This is a genomic window from Pontibacter saemangeumensis (assembly GCF_039541895.1).
Lineage (GTDB): Bacteria > Bacteroidota > Bacteroidia > Cytophagales > Hymenobacteraceae > Pontibacter > Pontibacter saemangeumensis.
In genome coordinates, this window is the sequence record NZ_BAABHC010000007.1 from 1 (window position 1) to 17,263 (window position 17,263).

Sequence of the window (17,263 nt, forward strand, 5' to 3'; positions counted from 1 at the left end):
CGGGTAAGCCATAAGTCTGCAAACTTTTCTTACCCAACAGCCGGCACCTGCTTTTTTATCCAGCTAAATCAAAACAGCCTCTAAGTATAAATTTGGGTTATTGTTTTAGATAAACCATATATTGAGATAACAAAATAGTTTCACTAACGCAGGCACAGCACGTGGAAATACCTGACAGGAATAAAGTAGTTATGAATAGGGAAGCTTTCATGGAGGCTGTTTCAGATGAATCCCAGGTGTGGGACGTGCTGGTGGTGGGTGGCGGTGCGACGGGCCTCGGAATTGCGGTGGATGCCGCGTCGAGGGGCTACAAAGTATTGTTGGTTGAGCAGTCCGACTTTGCGAAAGGCACCTCCAGCCGAAGCACGAAGCTCGTGCACGGTGGCGTGCGCTACCTGGCGCAGGGCGACGTGAAACTGGTGTTCGAGGCTTTGCGGGAGCGTGGCCTTCTGCTAAAAAATGCGCCGCATCTGGTAAGGATCCAGTCTTTTGTGATTCCGGCTTACAGCTATTTTACCAAAACTTTTTATGGGGTGGGGCTGACTATATATGATATCATGGCAGGAAGGCTTCGTTTCCGAAAAACTGGCTTGTTATCGAGAGATGCGGTAACCCGGCGCCTGCCCTCCATCAAACGGAAGGGCCTGAGGGGAGGGGTTGAATATTACGACGGGCAGTTTGATGATGCGCGCCTGGCAATCAACCTGGCCCAGACCTGTGCGGACAATGGGGGAGTACTGTTGAATTATATGTCGGTGGTGGGGCTGCTGAAGGACAGTGCCGGGAAAGTTGCGGGGGTGAAGGCCAGGGATGCGGAGAGCGGCCGCGATTACACCCTGAAGAGCAAGGTGGTCATCAATGCTACCGGGGTTTTTGTAGATGCTGTGCTGCAAATGGATGCTCCGGGCCAGCATCCGCTGGTTCGGCCGAGCCAGGGGGTGCATGTGGTGCTGGATCACTCTTTCCTGCCGGGGGATAGCGCCCTGATGATCCCGGAAACGCCGGACGGGCGGGTGCTGTTTGCTGTGCCCTGGCATGCGCATGTGCTGGTTGGCACCACCGATACGCCACTGGATAAAAGCAGCCTGGAGCCAACCGCCTCGGAGCAGGAGATAGATTTTATTCTTGAAACAGCCGGTGCGTATCTTACAAAGAAACCCACCCGCCACGATGTGCTGAGTGTATTTGCCGGACTTCGTCCGCTTGCTGCTCCAGCGCAAGGCACCAACAGCACCAAAGAGATTTCCCGCAGCCATAAGCTGATCGTTTCGCCTTCCGGTTTGGTAACCATTACTGGGGGCAAATGGACAACCTACCGCAAAATGGCAGAAGATACCATGGACAAAGCGGTGGCCGTAGGCAAATTGCCCCCCAGTTCCTGCGTTACCGCTACCCTCAAAATCCATGGCCATGAAGGAGGGCATGCTGATTCTGGAGATGCAGCGCCCCTGGCTATATATGGCAGCGACGCTCTGGGCCTGCAAGACCTGGTAACGGAGCGCCCGGAGTTGGGGCAGCGGCTCCACGCCAGGTTCCCCAGCATCTGTGCGGAGGTGGTGTGGGCCGTGCGGCACGAGATGGCCAGAACCATAGAAGATGTTTTGGCACGCCGCCTGCGGATCCTGTTCCTGGATGCCCGTGCGGCCATCGACATGGCACCTAAGGTGGCCTCTGTGATGGCGGCTGAGCGGGGCCTTCCGCTTGCATGGCAGCAGGACCAGGTGAAGCGGTTTATTGAACTGGCCAACAGCTATTTGCTGGAGCCCTACCGGCCCGCCATCCAGGCAGATATGAATTTAAATCAACTCAACGATATATAATCCGAACTATGCCCAACTATATACTAGCTTTTGACCAGGGAACTACAAGCTCACGGGCCATCTTGTTCGACCGGAGGGGTCATATCAAATCGATTGCCCAGAAGGAGTTTACACAGATTTATCCGCAACCGGGGTGGGTAGAGCACAATGCCAACGAAATCTGGTCCACGCAGGTGGGAGTGGCAGCCGAGGCTATCCTGAAGGCGGGTTTACAGGCAACGGACATCGCCGCGATCGGCATCACCAACCAGCGCGAAACCACCGTGGTGTGGGACAGAAGAACGGGTGAAGCGGTTTGCAATGCCATCGTCTGGCAGGACCGGCGGACGTCTGCCTACTGCGATAGCCTGAAACGACAGGGGCACGAGCAAACGGTTCGGGAGAAAACAGGGTTGGTGATTGACGCCTATTTCTCCGCAACCAAGATCCGTTGGATCCTGGACCATGTGCCCGGTGCCAAGGAAAAGGCGGAGGCCGGCCACCTGGCTTTCGGAACCATCGACTCCTGGCTGATCTGGAACTTGACGGCCAGGAAGGTGCATGTCACGGATGTGACGAACGCCTCGCGCACCCTGCTCTACAACATCAACACCCTCACCTGGGACGAGGACCTGCTAAGCCTGTTTGATATCCCTGCCAGCATGCTGCCGGAGGTGAGGTCATCCAGTGAGGTGGTAGGGGAGACGGCCGCATCGCTTTTTGCCGCCCGCATTCCCATCGCGGGCATTGCCGGCGACCAGCACGCCGCGCTTTTCGGACAGATGTGCACCAAGCCCGGCATGGTAAAAAACACCTATGGCACCGGCTGCTTCATGCTCATGAACATTGGCGACAAACCCATCCTGTCCACGCACAAACTGGTGACGACGATTGCCTGGAAAATAAAGGACGAGGTGCGGTACGCGCTGGAGGGCAGCATTTTTATTGCCGGGGCTGTCGTGCAGTGGCTTCGGGATGGCCTGGGAGTGATTAGCAGTTCTGCCGAGGTGGAGCAACTGGCCCGCCTGGTAAAAAGCAGCGACGGCGTCTACCTGGTGCCTGCCTTCGCCGGACTGGGTGCCCCCCACTGGAACCAGCACACCCGGGGCACAATGGTGGGCATGACCCGGGGCACCACGAAAGCCCACATTGCCCGTGCCGCCCTCGAGAGCATCGCCTACCAGACCATGGAGGTGCTGAGCGCCATGGAGGCTGATTCCGGCATAGAGATAAAGGAACTGCGAGTAGACGGCGGGGCGACAGACAATGACCTGCTGATGCAGTTTCAGGCGGACATCCTAAATGTGCGGGTCGTGAAGCCGGAAGTAACGGAGGTGACCGCCATTGGGGCCGCCTACCTGGCCGGCCTGGCCGTCGGGTTCTGGCAAAGCGTGGAGGACATTCAGCAGCAATGGAACATCAGCCGCCAATACGAGCCCGCAGCCTCCGATTCGCATCAGGAACTGATCAAAGGGTGGCTTAGAGCGGTGAGGGCCGCTAAAGCCTGGGCCGACGACAGCGAGTAAGTTCTCATCATCTCAAATAACCATATTCTACCCCTATGTCAGCATTTGCAGCCGAGTTAATAGGCACTATGTTTTTGATTCTGTTAGGCAATGGCGTGGTCGCCAACGTTGTTTTAAAGGACACGAAGGGCAACAGCAGTGGCTGGATGGTCATATCCACAGGTTGGGCGCTCTCGGTTTTTGCCGGTGTTGTGATCGCGGCGCCTTACAGCGGCGCGCATCTGAACCCGGCCGTTACCCTCGGGCTCGCTTTCGTGGGCAAGTTTGCCTGGGACCAGGTCGGGTTGTACATTGTTGCGCAATTGTTAGGCGCGATGCTCGGTGCGCTGCTGGTGTGGCTGGTTTATAAACCCCATTTTGATTCAACGGAGAACCCCCTTTCGCAACTGGCTGTGTTCAGCACCGGCCCTGCTATCAGGAAGCCAATGTCTAATCTTTTCAGTGAGGCGGTGGGGACCTTCGTTCTGATTTTTGTGGTGTTTTACTTTACCAACCCTGCATTAGGAGATGAGAAAACACCGATTGGCATGGGGGCTTTAGGCGCTATACCGGTCAGTTTTCTGGTGTGGGGGATCGGTCTTTCGCTGGGGGGCACAACGGGCTATGCCATCAACCCGGCGCGTGACCTTGGCCCCAGGATGGTGCATGCGCTGCTGCCCATAAAAAACAAATGCCACAGCGACTGGTCCTATGCCTGGGTTCCGGTTTTAGGCCCTGTGTTAGGTGCCGGCGCAGCCGCCGTGTTATATATGCTATTAGAGATCTAAATGATGAACATTAATTCTGCATGTACCTTTGTGCTATATGGCGTATTGCTGATGGGATGCCTGCAGGCATGCAAAATAAAACAACCAGTAGCGGCAATGGAGCATACCTTTCCTGATTTTTATATAGAGGGCCATCGCGGGACAAGAGGGCTGATGCCTGAAAACACTATCCCTGCCATGAAGAAGGCGGTGGACGTGGGCGCGAATATCCTGGAGGTAGATGTTCAGATCAGCAAAGACAGGCAGGTAGTGGTGGCCCATGATCCGAAAGTAAATCCCGCCATCACGCTTTTGCCCAACGGAGAGGAAATACCCCAGGAGGATGCCGATAAGCATATTCTCCACCAGATGGACTATGCAGCTATCCGGAAATTTGACGTTGGATCAAAGGGCAACCCTGACTTCCCGGAGCAGGAAAAGAGGAAGGCGCACATGCCGCTTTTAGGTGAGTTGATAGATTCAGTGGAGCACTACACCGCTGCCCGCGGATTGCCACCAGTCATATATAACATCGAAATCAAAGCCGACCCTGCGAAAGACGGGCTTTACCAGCCAGTGCCGGAGGAGCTTGTGGAACTGGTGATGAACGTTGTAAAAGAAAAGAACATAGGCAACAGGTTCTACGTGCAGTCCTTTGATATCCGCCAGATCCAGGAGGTACACAGGCGGTATCCGCAGGTGACCATTGGTTTCCTCACATCTGACAAAAACGCCACGCTGGAGGAGAATATCAGCAGGATCGGTTTCCTTCCGCAAATCTACAGCCCTTATTATAAGCTGGTCACAAGCGAACTTATTGAGGAGAGCCACAGGAAAGGCATGAAGTTAGTGCCCTGGACGATGAATACCCGAGAAGAAATGCGGCAGCTACGGCAGTTGGGGGTGGATGGCATTATCACGGATTACCCTAACCTGCTGGTGGGGCAGGAATAAAGCAGGAGAACCAGTTATTTAGAACACCCTTATTCCCTGACAGCCCGCGCGACTTCCACGCGTGCTGTCAGGGAATAAGGGTGCCTTTGATATATAACCGCTCCGAAAGTTGCTAGGTTTGTATATAAACATCTCTCCATATATACAATACCGGGAATTGAAGTAGAATTATGTATGCCACCGTTCCATATGCGCAGCATGCGTCCTGAGGTAGGAGCCGGGCCGGTAGAACTTGTCGTAAAATGCGAGGTCCAGGTGGTGGGCCTGCAGGTAAGTAAGCAGGAAAATAGAAGGCACGGTAGCCGGAAACTTACCAAAGGTATCATATATATACTGCGCCTGCAGTGCCACGCACTCCCGGAACCGCTCGTCGTGCACCTGTGCGGCCGCCCGTACGTTCGCGGAATCCTTCCAATTGCCGGGCGTTTCCTTATTGTAGGGCCCGCCTTTTCCAAATTTACGCTCACATACAGCGTCCACTGCCGCTCTCATGTCCGGGAAGTGGGGAGGGCAGAAGCCTTCCATCACCCCCTCCAGGCCGGTTGGGTTTGGGTAAGGCCACCTCTCATTGGCATCATAGCGAAAGCCCAGTCCAGGCACCTCCGGCAAACCGCTCGCCCCTAAAACGCTGAACAGGTCAATCCCGTCGTAAAGCCAGCCCCCAAGCCCCATGGCCTGCAGCATCAACGAACCTGCATAACAACTGGTAGACAGCTCTACCGTAACCTCCGCCAACGAAATCTGCTCCAGGAAAGTGATGTTCCAGTTGTTGTTTACATCCACCATATCCTTAAACTTCTCTATTCCGGGTATAGCCCTTTTGTTGATGTCGTCTGTTAGTACGAAGCCATTCTGCAGCATATAGCAAAGGGCCAGCAGCACGTGCTGCGCCAAATCAGCCACGGGCATTACCAGCAAGGTGCCGGGTTTATTTGCCACCCACGTGTTATGCGCCTCCACAAAGGGCACCTCCGATGGGAGACGCAGTCGTCCATCCTGAAGCTTCCTGACGTTTCCCTTCAAGGCTTCCACAATTCTGTTCAAGTCCAGCGATCCGTCTTCCGCTTTGTCTGCGGCTGCAGGAGCATCGCGGTTATCCAGCACATACACGCCCTCATCGTCGGTGAAAAAGGTCTTGCTAGTATGGAAGCCTGCGGCTGACGGGAACGTACGCCCCCCAGCTGCCCCAGCGTAGTTAGATAAATGCGGAGCATAGCGCTGCGCCCGGTAGATCATGTTGTGCCAGCCCGTGTTCCCGCCACAGGCTGTTACTACCAGAAGCTTCTCCAGTTCAGAAAGAGGGACAGGTTCATGTTCCGACTTATAGGCAAATACACCATCCGGAATCTCGGCGCCCATAAAGAAACGGCGGGAGCGGCGGCCTAAGAGGGCTTCTACAAGACTGAACTCCATCATGTCCTGAAAGCCTGGTGGCAGAGCTTGGTTGTTCATTATATATCCTTTCTATATTTAACAATTAAACTGATTCTGAATTCAGATGAACAAAGAACAATAGGGCCTATAGGTGCCTGGCTAAAAGCATGAAGCTTATAGAAGCTTATATATGTACTAGGAATTTTTCATGAACACCTGCCTTACATCACCTCCTCACGTGCTTTCCGGGCGCCGTTTGTTAAATTGCTTCAGCAGGCAGTTGTTATATGGGGAAGAGCATGTCAGAATACATCTGACTATATTTTAAGCTACCTGTAGGTATGTTTGATACCTAATTTCATGATTCTTGAATTTAGAGTAGTGGAGGGGATGTGTAACAACGCCGCAGCGCCGTCTTTACCGGAGACCTTCCAGTGGGTCTTCTCCAGTGCCCGCATGATATTCTTTAGTTCGAGCTCTTTCATTTCTTCCTCTGTGAGTATTTTATCAGTTCCCTGTTCCGGCTGTCTATGTTTAGTCGGATGAGAAGCAGGGGCGATCAGCGGAATCAGGTTTAGTTTTCCATCACTGCTGATAATCATGCCCCTTTCGATGATATTCTGCAGCTCCCGTACATTGCCGGGCCAGTGGTAGGAGCGTAATGCCAGTTTATTTTTTTCATTCAGCAGCATAGGGGGGATACCCATACGCTTTGCGCATTGCCTTATGAATGCCTCTGCTAGTAGTATGACGTCTTCGCCCCGCTTCCGTAGAGGGGGCACGGGTATCGGAATTACATTCAGTCTGTAATACAGGTCCTCTCTGAACTGGCCTTTCCCAACTTCCAGCAACAGATCCCGGTTCGTGGCAGTGACCACGCGCACATTTACTTTTTGCGTCTGACAAGAACCCACGGGTTCAAACTCACCCTCCTGCAGCACCCGCAGCAGTTTTGCCTGAAGCTGAAGCGGCAACTCCCCGATCTCATCCAGAAAAATAGTGCCGTTATGGGCAAGCGAAAACCTGCCCTCCCTGGTGGTGGCAGCCCCTGTGAAAGCTCCTTTCACATGGCCAAAGAGCTCGCTTTCGATCAACTCCGCAGGCAGGGCGGCGCAATTCAGGGTTACCAGGGGCTTTTCCTTCCGCTGGCTGCTGGTATGAATCGTTCTGGCAATCAGCCCTTTCCCGGTTCCGGTCTCCCCGTAAATCAAAACGGTTGCATTTGTGGGAGCCACTTTTTCGGCTAGTTCTACCGCTTCCAGCAGGGCAGTACTGTTGCCAATGATACACCCGTTATGCCTTGCGCTCACTTTCTCGCGCAACATCGCGGCTTCCACACTCAGATTTTTCAGCTTTTCCTGTGTCTTCAGCCGCTCTTTGATGTCACGGACGAAAAGTGCGAAATAAACCTCACGATCAACTTTGTACCTTGAAAGCGTTGCCTCCGCCGGAAAGGTAGCCCGGTTTGCCCTGACGCAGGTTAGCTGTCCCTGCATCCAGGTAGAACTCAGGAAGTTCTCCTGTTGCTCCAGTACACTGACAGACCTCAATAGCTTCTGTAGGGAATTCTCATCAAACAGTTCACTTATGGGTTTACCGGTAAAGTTCTCTTTGCCGATGTTATAGGTCTCGACCGCTTGCTGATTGACCTGTGATACCTCCAGTTGCTCATTAAACTCAACAATGGCCTCACAGGCACCGTTGATCAGGCGGTTTAGCTTTGCTTCTTTTTCGGTCAAAAGCTTTTCGTAGCGCAGGCGCAGAAGTTCGGCTGCGGCGCGTGAAGCAAAGATTTTAAAGATGGCAAAAGCCTCCGGAACTTCCTCCATGGGTTTGTTATCCAACAGCGACAAATGGCCGAGCACTCTGCCATCCATATCTTTCAGGGCAACGCCCAAATAGCTTACCGCACCCCAAGACTTCAGATCCGGATCATTAGGGAATAACTCCACCACCCTGTCGGGTATATGGCAGATGCCCTGAGTCCCCAAAACTCTCTCGCAGGGGGTGCCCCTTACGTCGTACTCATACTCTTTAACAAAATTATGATCCAGCCAAAAGGCCAGTGCCCTTAGCCGGTTTTCCTTTTGCAGGTATTCCGTTACCCAAACCCCATATACGTCCAACACTTCCGATAAATTCTGAACAAGAGACTCAAAAAATCTCTGCCCTGTGCAGTCGGACGTACCTTCCACTATTTTCTTCAAAGCTAACAGGCCTGAGAGTTTTGGCGTTTTGGTAAGCATTGATTGAAAAATATTCTGTGTGTGTTGACGATATTTAGTTAACGAGATTTCGCCATTAAACGAATTTTCGAAAGTAACTGCCTTGGTTTTTTTGCCATTAATGTTGATTATCAATGTTTTATACGACTGGCATGCTGTGTGGTAAAGCTAAAATAAAATTTTATTCAACCTTTAAATATTAGCACAATGGAAACCACACAAAGAACAGTAAATGGCTTTAAACCAGAAGACATCACAGCAACTATCAATGCGCTGAAAGAGGACCCGGCGCTGGCCAAGTTCCAATGGAGGGCACGCAACAAGTGGATATCAGGGGGCCACAACAGGAGTAGAATTCAGGACTTCTATGGAGGTGGAAAAGAAGATGCTTCCAGGACAGAGCCTTTTGTGGTGGACAACGCCGAGCCACCAATTCTGCTGGGTAATAATGAGGGGCCGAACCCGGTTGAGTTTATCCTGCATGGGCTAGCGGGCTGCATGACTACAACAATGGTTTTACACGCAGCTGCGCACGGTATTTCGATAGACAGTGTGGAAACAAGCCTGACCGGCGACTGGGATGCACAAGGCTTTCTTGGGCTAGATGAAAATGTGCGGAACGGGTATCAGCAGGTTAATGTAAATTTTAAAATAGAGGGCGACTTAACGGAGGAGCAGAAAGAACAGCTGATCTCTTTCGCGAAAAAATCGCCAGTGTACGATATCGTAACCCATGGTGTGCCAGTAAAAGTAGGTTTACAGGAAGCAGAGGCTGTCATTTAGCCTGTGAGTAAGAGCTGCGGTACACCCCGCCTTTTTAGAGAGGCAGGGTGTACCGGTTTTATATATAGCCGGCTTGCCCACAAACCATCCGTGTGTCAATAAGAACTTAATAATGGATATGATTATGAAAGAGAAACTCGTGCAAAAAAAGACCGCAGTGCGTTCGGAGGAGGGCGCTCAATTTGACTTCGGTGGATTCGGTGTTCATTGGAAGATAGAAGGCGCTGACACAGGGAAGCGCTTTTCAATCGTGCATCACCCGATCGCTCCCCATGCGTTAGCGGCTCCGCTGCACTGTCATCATCATGAGGATGAGTACTCCTATGTGTTAGAGGGAACACTTGGTGCACTTTTGGGAGACGAAGTAGTGACCGCTGAACCAGGGACGTGGGTGCTTAAACCTCGTGGGCAGTGGCATACCTTCTGGAATGCAGGTGATACGCCATGCCTCATTATCGAAGTGATCTCACCAGCAGGCTTCGAAAACTATTTTCGTGAAGTGGCGGCAGCCTGGGGTGATAAGGATCGTTTTGCGGAGATAAATAAAAAGTACTCGCTTGATATGGATTTCGAAAGCGTGCCTCGGCTGTGCGAAAGGTTTGGCCTCACTTTCCCAAAACTTTGATCCATATGCGGTCGAAGACAAGAGCAGGTACTCAAGAAAAACTCGGGTAGTAACATATTAGCGAGGGCGCTTCTTCAGACGCAGCCCTTTTTATCAGATAACATCTATACATAACCGTTCATAATGTTGGATGTATCGTATAAAATATTTGACTCTTATTTTTTAAACGCCTCAACTCCAGGACAATACTTTGTTTTATGGAGCAAACAGTGAGTTTGTGTCAATTTGTTAAGCAGCGCAATTCTTCCCTTACCTTAAAAACAACTTAAACATGTTAGCAGAAGCAACTCCTCATTCAGAGCTTTTGACGCATATGCGTGGGAAACTGATAGAACCGCAAGATCCTGAGTACGATACAAGCCGAAAAGTATACAACGGCATGATCGACAAACGGCCTGCCATGATTGCCCGCTGCGTGGACGAAGCCGATGTGGTGGCCGCAGTGAACTTCGCCCGTGAAAACAACCTGCTGGTAGCGGTGAGAGGCGGGGGGCATAACGGAGCCGGCCTGGGTATATGCGACGACGGTTTGGTTATCGACCTATCGTTGATGAAAGGAATCCATGTGGACCCGGTGGAAAGAACGGTGCAGGTGCAGGCGGGGTGTACCTTAGGCGACGTGGACCATGCCACCCATGCATTTGGAATGGCGGTACCAACCGGTATCAATTCCACCACTGGTATTGCAGGGTTGACGCTCGGGGGCGGGGTAGGTCACCTTTCCCGGCAGTGCGGCCTCACCATCGACAACCTGCTTGAAGCCGACGTAGTGCTGGCGAACGGAGATTTTGTGAGAGCCAGTGAACATGAGAACGCGGACCTGTTTTGGGCCCTGCGGGGCGGCGGCGGCAACTTCGGGGTTGTGACCTCCTTCCTGTTCCGTACGCACCCGATCAGCACCGTGTATGCCGGGCCGATGCTATGGGAAATGGAGGAGGCAAAAGAAGTGATGAAGTGGTACCACGAGTTCATCAGCAACGCGCCCGATGAGATCAACGGCTTCTTCGCCTTTCTGACCGTGCCTCCGGTTCCCCCTTTCCCGGAACATCTCCACCTGAAACAGATGTGTGGCGTGGTGTGGTGCTACACCGGTCCTATGGAAGATGCCGCAAAGGCTTTTGAACCCATCCGGAATTTTAAAACCCCGGCACTTGATTTTGTCGGCCCTCTGCCGCTGCCTGCCCTGCAAAGTATGTTCGATCCTTTGTACCCGCCCGGATTGCAATGGTACTGGAAAGGCGATTATGTGAAAGATATGACAGATGAGGCGATCGATGAGCATATAAAGCATGGTTCACAGTTGCCATCCATGCTTTCTACCATGCATCTTTACCCCATCAACGGAGCAGCTTCCCGTGTAGATAAAAATGACACGGCCTGGAGTTACCGCGATGCTATATATGCCAAGGTGATAGTGGGTGTTGACCCAGATCCAGCTAAGAAAGATGAGCTCATTAAATGGGCAAGGGACTATTGGAGCGCAATGCACCCGTATAGTGCCGGCGGCTCCTATGTAAATTTCATGATGGAAGAAGGCCAGGACCGGGTAAAGGCGACCTACGGCGAAAACTACCAGCGGCTGGTAAAAATCAAGACCAAATATGATCCTCATAACATGTTCAGGGTTAATCAGAACATCATGCCTGCCACATCATAGGCAGTTGTTGATAGGCCGCTCCTTGGCAAAACAGGAAAAGCATTCCGTGATGGAACAAAGTTTAACGCGCCAGTTCTTAACTGGCGCGTTAAACTTTATATAACAACTGAACAGGGTAATCTTAATGGCGCAGCAGATGCCGAAAGCAAGGTTATGTTCGTAGGAAGTCTGAACACATGCACCTCCCGGTACTATCACCTAGATAGTTTATGCGACAAATTCATTGTACCTTTATAATCTGCTACTTCTACCCCCCCAGGCATTCTTTCCCAGCCTGTTTTTCCGCCCCTTTTTACCCTTCTTATATATAGGAAACTTGCCGTTACACCAAGTACTTAAATCTTTGTACTACCAGGAAGTAAGCGATCCAAATAACCTTTTGAAATTAAATTCAAGCACATTCACAATAACATTTATAAAATCATATGTCAGGAAAAAATAATAAACAGTTCGGAGTTTGGATGGATTCAAATCAAGCGACTATAGTGGGAAGAGAAGATATAGACACCGGTGATTTTGTGGTTCTGACGCATATTAAAAACGAAGGCCAGGGAAGCAACTCAAATGAAAATGCCGCAAATAATGCTGAGAAGACCCTTCAGCAAAAGTTTTTCAAAGAGATTGCCTCGCATATGCAGAACGCTGAAGAAGTGGAGATTACAGGGACGGGTATAACGCAGGAGCAGTTTATGCATTACCTGGCTGATACTGCCCAATTTAAGAATACGGTTACCAAAGAAAGCACGTCGAACCAGATGTCAGACGAGCATCTGATTGAGTACTTCTCCGGGAAATTCAACTAAGTTGATTGACACCATCCGCAAATAAGAAAGCTGCTCCAAGTAATTGAAGCAGCTTTTTTATTTGCGGATTGTGACGTTATAAATCGCAGTAAAATTGAGCAGCCGTGCAGGTTATAGCCAATGGTTCTTGTGCATTACAAATAGCCTGGCTGCAAATTCACCTCCTTGGAAGGGCAGGAGTGGGTTTTGTAAAACAGCTTCGTGCGTGCTAATCGGTTGATAGTAGTATGAGACAGGTTACACAGTTATTGTTTGTATTTTATATATAAGCATATATATGTAAAGGGAAGCACGAACAAATCTTATTCCTTCACTTACTTGCCTGGCTCGTGCACATCGTCCTCTTCCACCGCGTGTGCCTCCATTTTACTTTCGGCCCATTCATGGTCTTCCTCATCTGCCTCAAGCCCTTCTTGGTCGGCACCGTTGGGTAGGTCGTACATCAGTTCTACCAGCATCGGGAAATGGTCTGATCCGTAATACGGCAACCGCTCTATATGAGTCAGCGTAAAGTGCTCGCTGTGGAAAAGATGGTCGAGGGGCCACCGCGCGAACCAATAGGCTGCATGAAAGGTGTTGAACATGCCACGGCCAATGCGTGGGTCCAGCAAGCCGCTTATTTTCCTGAAGAGACGGGTGGTCTCGGACCACGCCACATCATTCAGGTCTCCCGCGACGATGATAGGGATATGCTCGTCGGACACACTTTTTGCGATAACCAGAAGTTCAGCGTCACGTTCTGAGGATGCGGAGTTCTCAGTCGGACTGGGTGGGGCGGGGTGGAGGAAGTGTATCCGAACCTTTATGTTTGAGCGCAACATCACAAGTGCATGCACAGACGGTACATCCGGCTCCACAAGAAACTGAATGGCCATGTCTTCCAAAGGCAGTTTAGAGAAAACATGCATCCCGTAAAGATTGTCCATCGGGCATTTTATAGTGTATCTGTAATCAGTCTCCAGAACACTCAGCTTTTCCTGCCACCAAAGATCAGTCTCCAGGGTTACGAGCACATCCGGCTGGTACTTGGCGACTAAGTCCAGAAGGCCTTTGTAGTTTCGGTTGGGAGTGAGGACATTCGATGTCATGATGCGGATGCGGTTTTCCTCGTTCTGTATCCGGGATGCCTTAACTTCCACAGGAAAAAGACGGGTATAGGGCAAAATCCACCCCAGATGAAAACTAAAACACCCGAAGGCCAACCCTGCCATCAACCAGGACCCGTAGTGCGAAAGGTCCAGAAGAAGCGCATCTGCCAGTAAAATAAAAAGTGCTGTCACCATAAACTGGAGCCTTGGGAAATCGAGCCCACGCACCCACCAGGCTTCATGGCGCCAGAGGGGCAATACTGTCACGAAAACAAGAAATAAGGTAAGGAACGCCAGTATTTTTTCTGTCATTAGTCCAAGTCTTCGGAATGTCTATGCAATATAAGCTTCCTATGTAAATGATGATACGTGACATTAAAAGGAGTGGGGAATTGCGGTTTGTTTTTTCAAAGATATTGAAGCTTATGGAGGTATCACTGGCCAATAATTTCTGAAGAACTTGGAATGGGAGAACGCTGTTTTCGCCACTCAGGTTTTTGATTATTTACTCTGATCAGCTGATGAAAGAATTAGGTGAGAGAAAGATCTTACTACTCCTGATCGTAGTTTTCCCTGTTAAAATATATGATAATAATTATCCTATATATGGCATTCACACATCAGACACGAGGCGGTAACACTCGCGGAAATTTTAAATTAAGAAAACAAAGCCGTTCTCAAGCGTATATAGGTGAATAAAGGCACTTGGCTTATTTTCAGCGTTCTGGAGGGCCGGACTTTGGAGCACAGGGTCGTTCTTTACTTTTGCAGAGCGGGAATTTTAAAGAGTAAAGCTTCTATATATACATAAGAGCATCTCCCTTATGAAATTGCTGAATGATCCCTACCTCTTTCCGTGCAGCAGCAGGAGAGGATACAGGGCTGGCGGTGGGAGTGTATAACCCTGTTCCTGTGTATGCAATTCTGAAAGCCCATACGAGTGATCTGTCTGGTATGTCACTTTACCAATAAATAGGGAAAGTTAAATTTTAAGCAGAAATAAAATATTGATTATCGGCACCCCAACAAGTACTGCAAGATTGCTATCGGTATGTTCAATACCCGGTGCATCGCTTATTTGCTGTTGTGCGATCTTGTGGTTGACGGGATGCTCGCGAAAGGTTGCCGACATTGCACTTCCTTATGATACCCCGGAAACTTTCTCGTTGCCCGGTGAAACAGAGGTTCCGGACCAATGGTGGTTAGCCTTCCAGGATCCGGAGCTTAATTTATTGATCGACTCTGCTTTGCAATCCAATCTGCCGCTGAAGATAGCCTGGTATCAGTTCCGGGAGGCCGGTGCCCTGGTGGATATAACGGCATCAGCAAAGGTGCCGGATGTGTTTCTGCAGCTACAGAGCGGGATAAGCCGTCCTGAACCTGATTTTGTAGGGGGAGAAAACACCCAACTATCCCTGAGAGCCAGTTATGAAGCCGACCTGTGGGGCCGTATCAGGTACGGCGTGCACGCGGAGGAATACCGTTTTAAGGCCAGTTACTATGATTACAAGACAGCGGCAGTCACGCTCACAGGCGAAATTACACTGGCGTGGCTCAGGCTGAAGGCCACCAACATTCAGCTCCAACTGCTGGACGAACAGCTGGAGACAAACAACCAGGTGCTGGCCCTTATCCGGAACAGGTTTGCAAGCGGGCAGGTAAGGGGTGTGGATATTCTGCGGCAGCAGCAGCTGATTGAGAGTACCAGGCAGCAGCAGATTGCGCTTGAGCTTCAAAGGGAATTACTCCAAAACCAGCTGTCCGTGTTGCTCGGGAAGCCTCCGGGTGTTGTCCTGGAGGCCGCTGCTGCGCTACCCGATTTACCGCCCTTGCCCTATACCGGCGTTCCGCTACAGCTTGTGAATCGCAGACCGGATGTACAAAGCTCCTTTTACCGGCTCCAGTCGGCTGACAGGGAAGTGGCCGCTGCCATCAGCAACAAATACCCGCGGTTAAACCTCTCCCTGAACGCCGCCCTCCGATCTAATAATTTAATCGGGTTGTTCGAGTCCCAGGCTATATCGCTTGGCACTAGCCTGCTGGCCCCCCTTTTCTATGGAGGCAGGTTAGACGCCCAGGTTGATCAGGCCGAGGCGATCCGACAGCAGCTCCTGAATGACTACGGGCAGACAGTGCTCATGGCTTTTCAGGAGATAGAGAACGCTCTCATTCAGGAAACTAAGCAACGCCAGCGCATCGAGGTGATCGCGGAGCAGGTGGAACTGGCGGAGAAAACATTCGGGCAGCTGCGGATAGAATATCTCAACGGATCAATCGCTTACCTCGATGTGCTGGTGACACTGAACCAGCAGCAGCAGCTTCGAAGAGACCTGATCGATGCAGAACTGGACCTGCTGGAAATAAGGGTAGCCCTTTACCGGTCGCTGGCCGGAGGTTTTGAAACGGAAAGAGAAGGCCTGCTTGAGGAAAATACAGGGGAGGAATAGCACAGGCTTTTGATCATATATAAATGTAAATGACTAAAAAGAAAACGTTCCTGATAAGTGGGATTATACTGCTGGCAAGTGCTGCCATCACCCTCCTGGTGTTCATGACTGCTCCGGAAGCGCAACGGGAAGGGGCGGCCAAAACAACCGCCATGCTGGTGGACGTGGTGCAGGTGAACAGGGGCGACTATACGCCTACCGTGATCGCCACAGGCACTGTGCAGGCGGCAAAGGATATTACCTTAAGTACACAGGTAGGAGGAGAGGTGGTACGTATCTCCGAAAACTTCACACCTGGCTCCTTTGTGAAAAAAGGCGAGGTACTGCTTCAAATCAACCCGGCTGATTATAGAAACACCCTGCAACTCAGGAAGAGTGATTTAGAGTTGGCAAAAGCAGACCTAAGTGTCGAAATGGGCAGGCAGGAGGTCGCACGCAAGGATTACGAACTGATTGGGGGAGAGTTTTCCTCTGATAACAAAGATCTGGTGCTGCGAAAGCCGCAACTGGAGTCCGCCAAGGCTACTGTTGCGGCGGCAGAAGCTTCGGTACAGCAGGCGCTGCTCAACCTGGAGCGCACAACGATCAGGGCACCGTTTGATGCCCATATCATCAGCAGAAATGCAAACGTAGGTTCGCAGCTGGCACCGGGGACAGAATTAGGACGATTGGTGGGGATGGACGAGTACTGGGTGGCTGCCAATGTGCCCGTTGCTAAGGTAAACTGGGTCACATTCGCCGAAAAGGAGGAGAGCAATGGCTCGGAGGTTAAAATCACAAATACCAGCAGCTGGCCGGATGGGCAGTATCGAGCGGGTGAACTATTCCGGCTAGTGGGAGCGCTTGACACGCAGACGCGCATGGCCCGGGTGCTTGTTTCAGTTCCTGACCCACTGGTACGGAAAACAGACACGGATACCATACCGCCCCTGATGATCGGGACGTTTGTGGAGGCGCACATCAAAGCCCGGGAAATTCCGAATGTCATCCGCCTGAACCGCGATCACCTCAGGCAGGGAGCAACCGTGTGGGTAATGAAAGACGGGAAACTGAACATCCGGAAAGTGGATATCCTATTTGAAGATGCCGAGTACGCCTATATAAGCAAAGGGCTTTCTGATGAAGACAAGGTGGTAACGACGGATCTTTCGACGGTGGTGGAGGGCTCAGCCTTGCGCACCGCGGGAGAGAAGTCTCCCCGGGACACGACTGGGAATGGAGGAATTCAGGAATAGC

General features: G+C 51.2%; 13 protein-coding genes. 10 read left to right on the forward strand and 3 right to left on the reverse strand.

The features are described 5' to 3' along the window. Positions 1-191 precede the first annotated feature (191 nt). From ABD920_RS08745 to ABD920_RS08760, 4 genes are all read left to right on the forward strand, one after another. The gene (locus ABD920_RS08745) at positions 192-1,820 is read left to right on the forward strand and encodes a glycerol-3-phosphate dehydrogenase/oxidase (protein ID WP_345158357.1); all 1,629 of its coding nucleotides are present in this window, start codon (positions 192-194) and stop codon (positions 1,818-1,820) included. Between the two features lie 8 nt (positions 1,821-1,828). After that, positions 1,829-3,325 carry a glycerol kinase GlpK gene (glpK, locus tag ABD920_RS08750; RefSeq protein WP_345158358.1) on the forward strand — a complete coding sequence of 499 codons (1,497 nt, stop codon included), beginning with the start codon at positions 1,829-1,831 and terminating at the stop codon, positions 3,323-3,325. 35 nt (positions 3,326-3,360) lie between these two features. Beyond that, positions 3,361-4,092, forward strand: coding sequence for an MIP/aquaporin family protein (locus ABD920_RS08755; protein ID WP_345158360.1), 732 nt, complete (start codon positions 3,361-3,363; stop codon positions 4,090-4,092). 96 nt (positions 4,093-4,188) lie between these two features. Further along, positions 4,189-5,025, forward strand: coding sequence for a glycerophosphodiester phosphodiesterase family protein (locus tag ABD920_RS08760; protein ID WP_345158361.1), 837 nt, complete (start codon positions 4,189-4,191; stop codon positions 5,023-5,025). 168 nt (positions 5,026-5,193) lie between these two features. Here the strand turns inward: ABD920_RS08760 and ABD920_RS08765 are convergent, their stop codons facing one another. After that, a complete protein-coding gene (locus ABD920_RS08765; RefSeq protein ID WP_345158362.1) occupies positions 5,194-6,477 on the reverse strand; it encodes a hypothetical protein in 1,284 nt (427 codons plus the stop codon). A gap of 251 nt (positions 6,478-6,728) precedes the next feature. Beyond that, positions 6,729-8,759 carry a sigma-54-dependent Fis family transcriptional regulator gene (locus ABD920_RS08770; RefSeq protein ID WP_345158363.1) on the reverse strand — a complete coding sequence of 677 codons (2,031 nt, stop codon included), beginning with the start codon at positions 8,757-8,759 and terminating at the stop codon, positions 6,729-6,731. Between the two features lie 72 nt (positions 8,760-8,831). Between ABD920_RS08770 and ABD920_RS08775 the strand changes: the two genes are divergently transcribed. The 4 genes from ABD920_RS08775 to ABD920_RS08790 all read left to right on the forward strand — a co-directional run bounded on the left by ABD920_RS08775 (position 8,832) and on the right by ABD920_RS08790 (position 12,492). Continuing rightward, positions 8,832-9,407, forward strand: coding sequence for an OsmC family protein (locus tag ABD920_RS08775; protein WP_345158364.1), 576 nt, complete (start codon positions 8,832-8,834; stop codon positions 9,405-9,407). Between the two features lie 124 nt (positions 9,408-9,531). Further along, positions 9,532-10,032, forward strand: coding sequence for a cupin domain-containing protein (locus tag ABD920_RS08780; protein WP_345158365.1), 501 nt, complete (start codon positions 9,532-9,534; stop codon positions 10,030-10,032). A 271-nt stretch (positions 10,033-10,303) separates the two neighbouring features. Continuing rightward, positions 10,304-11,689 (forward strand): FAD-binding oxidoreductase, encoded by a 1,386-nt coding sequence (locus tag ABD920_RS08785; protein WP_345158366.1) that lies wholly within the window; start codon positions 10,304-10,306, stop codon positions 11,687-11,689. Between the two features lie 425 nt (positions 11,690-12,114). Next, positions 12,115-12,492 carry a hypothetical protein gene (locus ABD920_RS08790; RefSeq protein WP_345158367.1) on the forward strand — a complete coding sequence of 126 codons (378 nt, stop codon included), beginning with the start codon at positions 12,115-12,117 and terminating at the stop codon, positions 12,490-12,492. 314 nt (positions 12,493-12,806) lie between these two features. Here ABD920_RS08790 and ABD920_RS08795 read toward each other — a convergent pair whose 3' ends face one another. Next, the gene (locus ABD920_RS08795; protein ID WP_345158369.1) at positions 12,807-13,892 is read right to left on the reverse strand and encodes an endonuclease/exonuclease/phosphatase family protein; all 1,086 of its coding nucleotides are present in this window, start codon (positions 13,890-13,892) and stop codon (positions 12,807-12,809) included. Between the two features lie 854 nt (positions 13,893-14,746). Between ABD920_RS08795 and ABD920_RS08800 the strand changes: the two genes are divergently transcribed. Further along, entirely contained in the window at positions 14,747-16,027 is a 1,281-nt protein-coding gene (locus ABD920_RS08800) for an efflux transporter outer membrane subunit (protein WP_345158370.1), read from the forward strand. Between the two features lie 29 nt (positions 16,028-16,056). Next, positions 16,057-17,262, forward strand: a complete 1,206-nt coding sequence (locus ABD920_RS08805) for an efflux RND transporter periplasmic adaptor subunit (protein ID WP_345158371.1) — start codon at positions 16,057-16,059, stop codon at positions 17,260-17,262. Position 17,263: the final 1 nt, after the last annotated feature.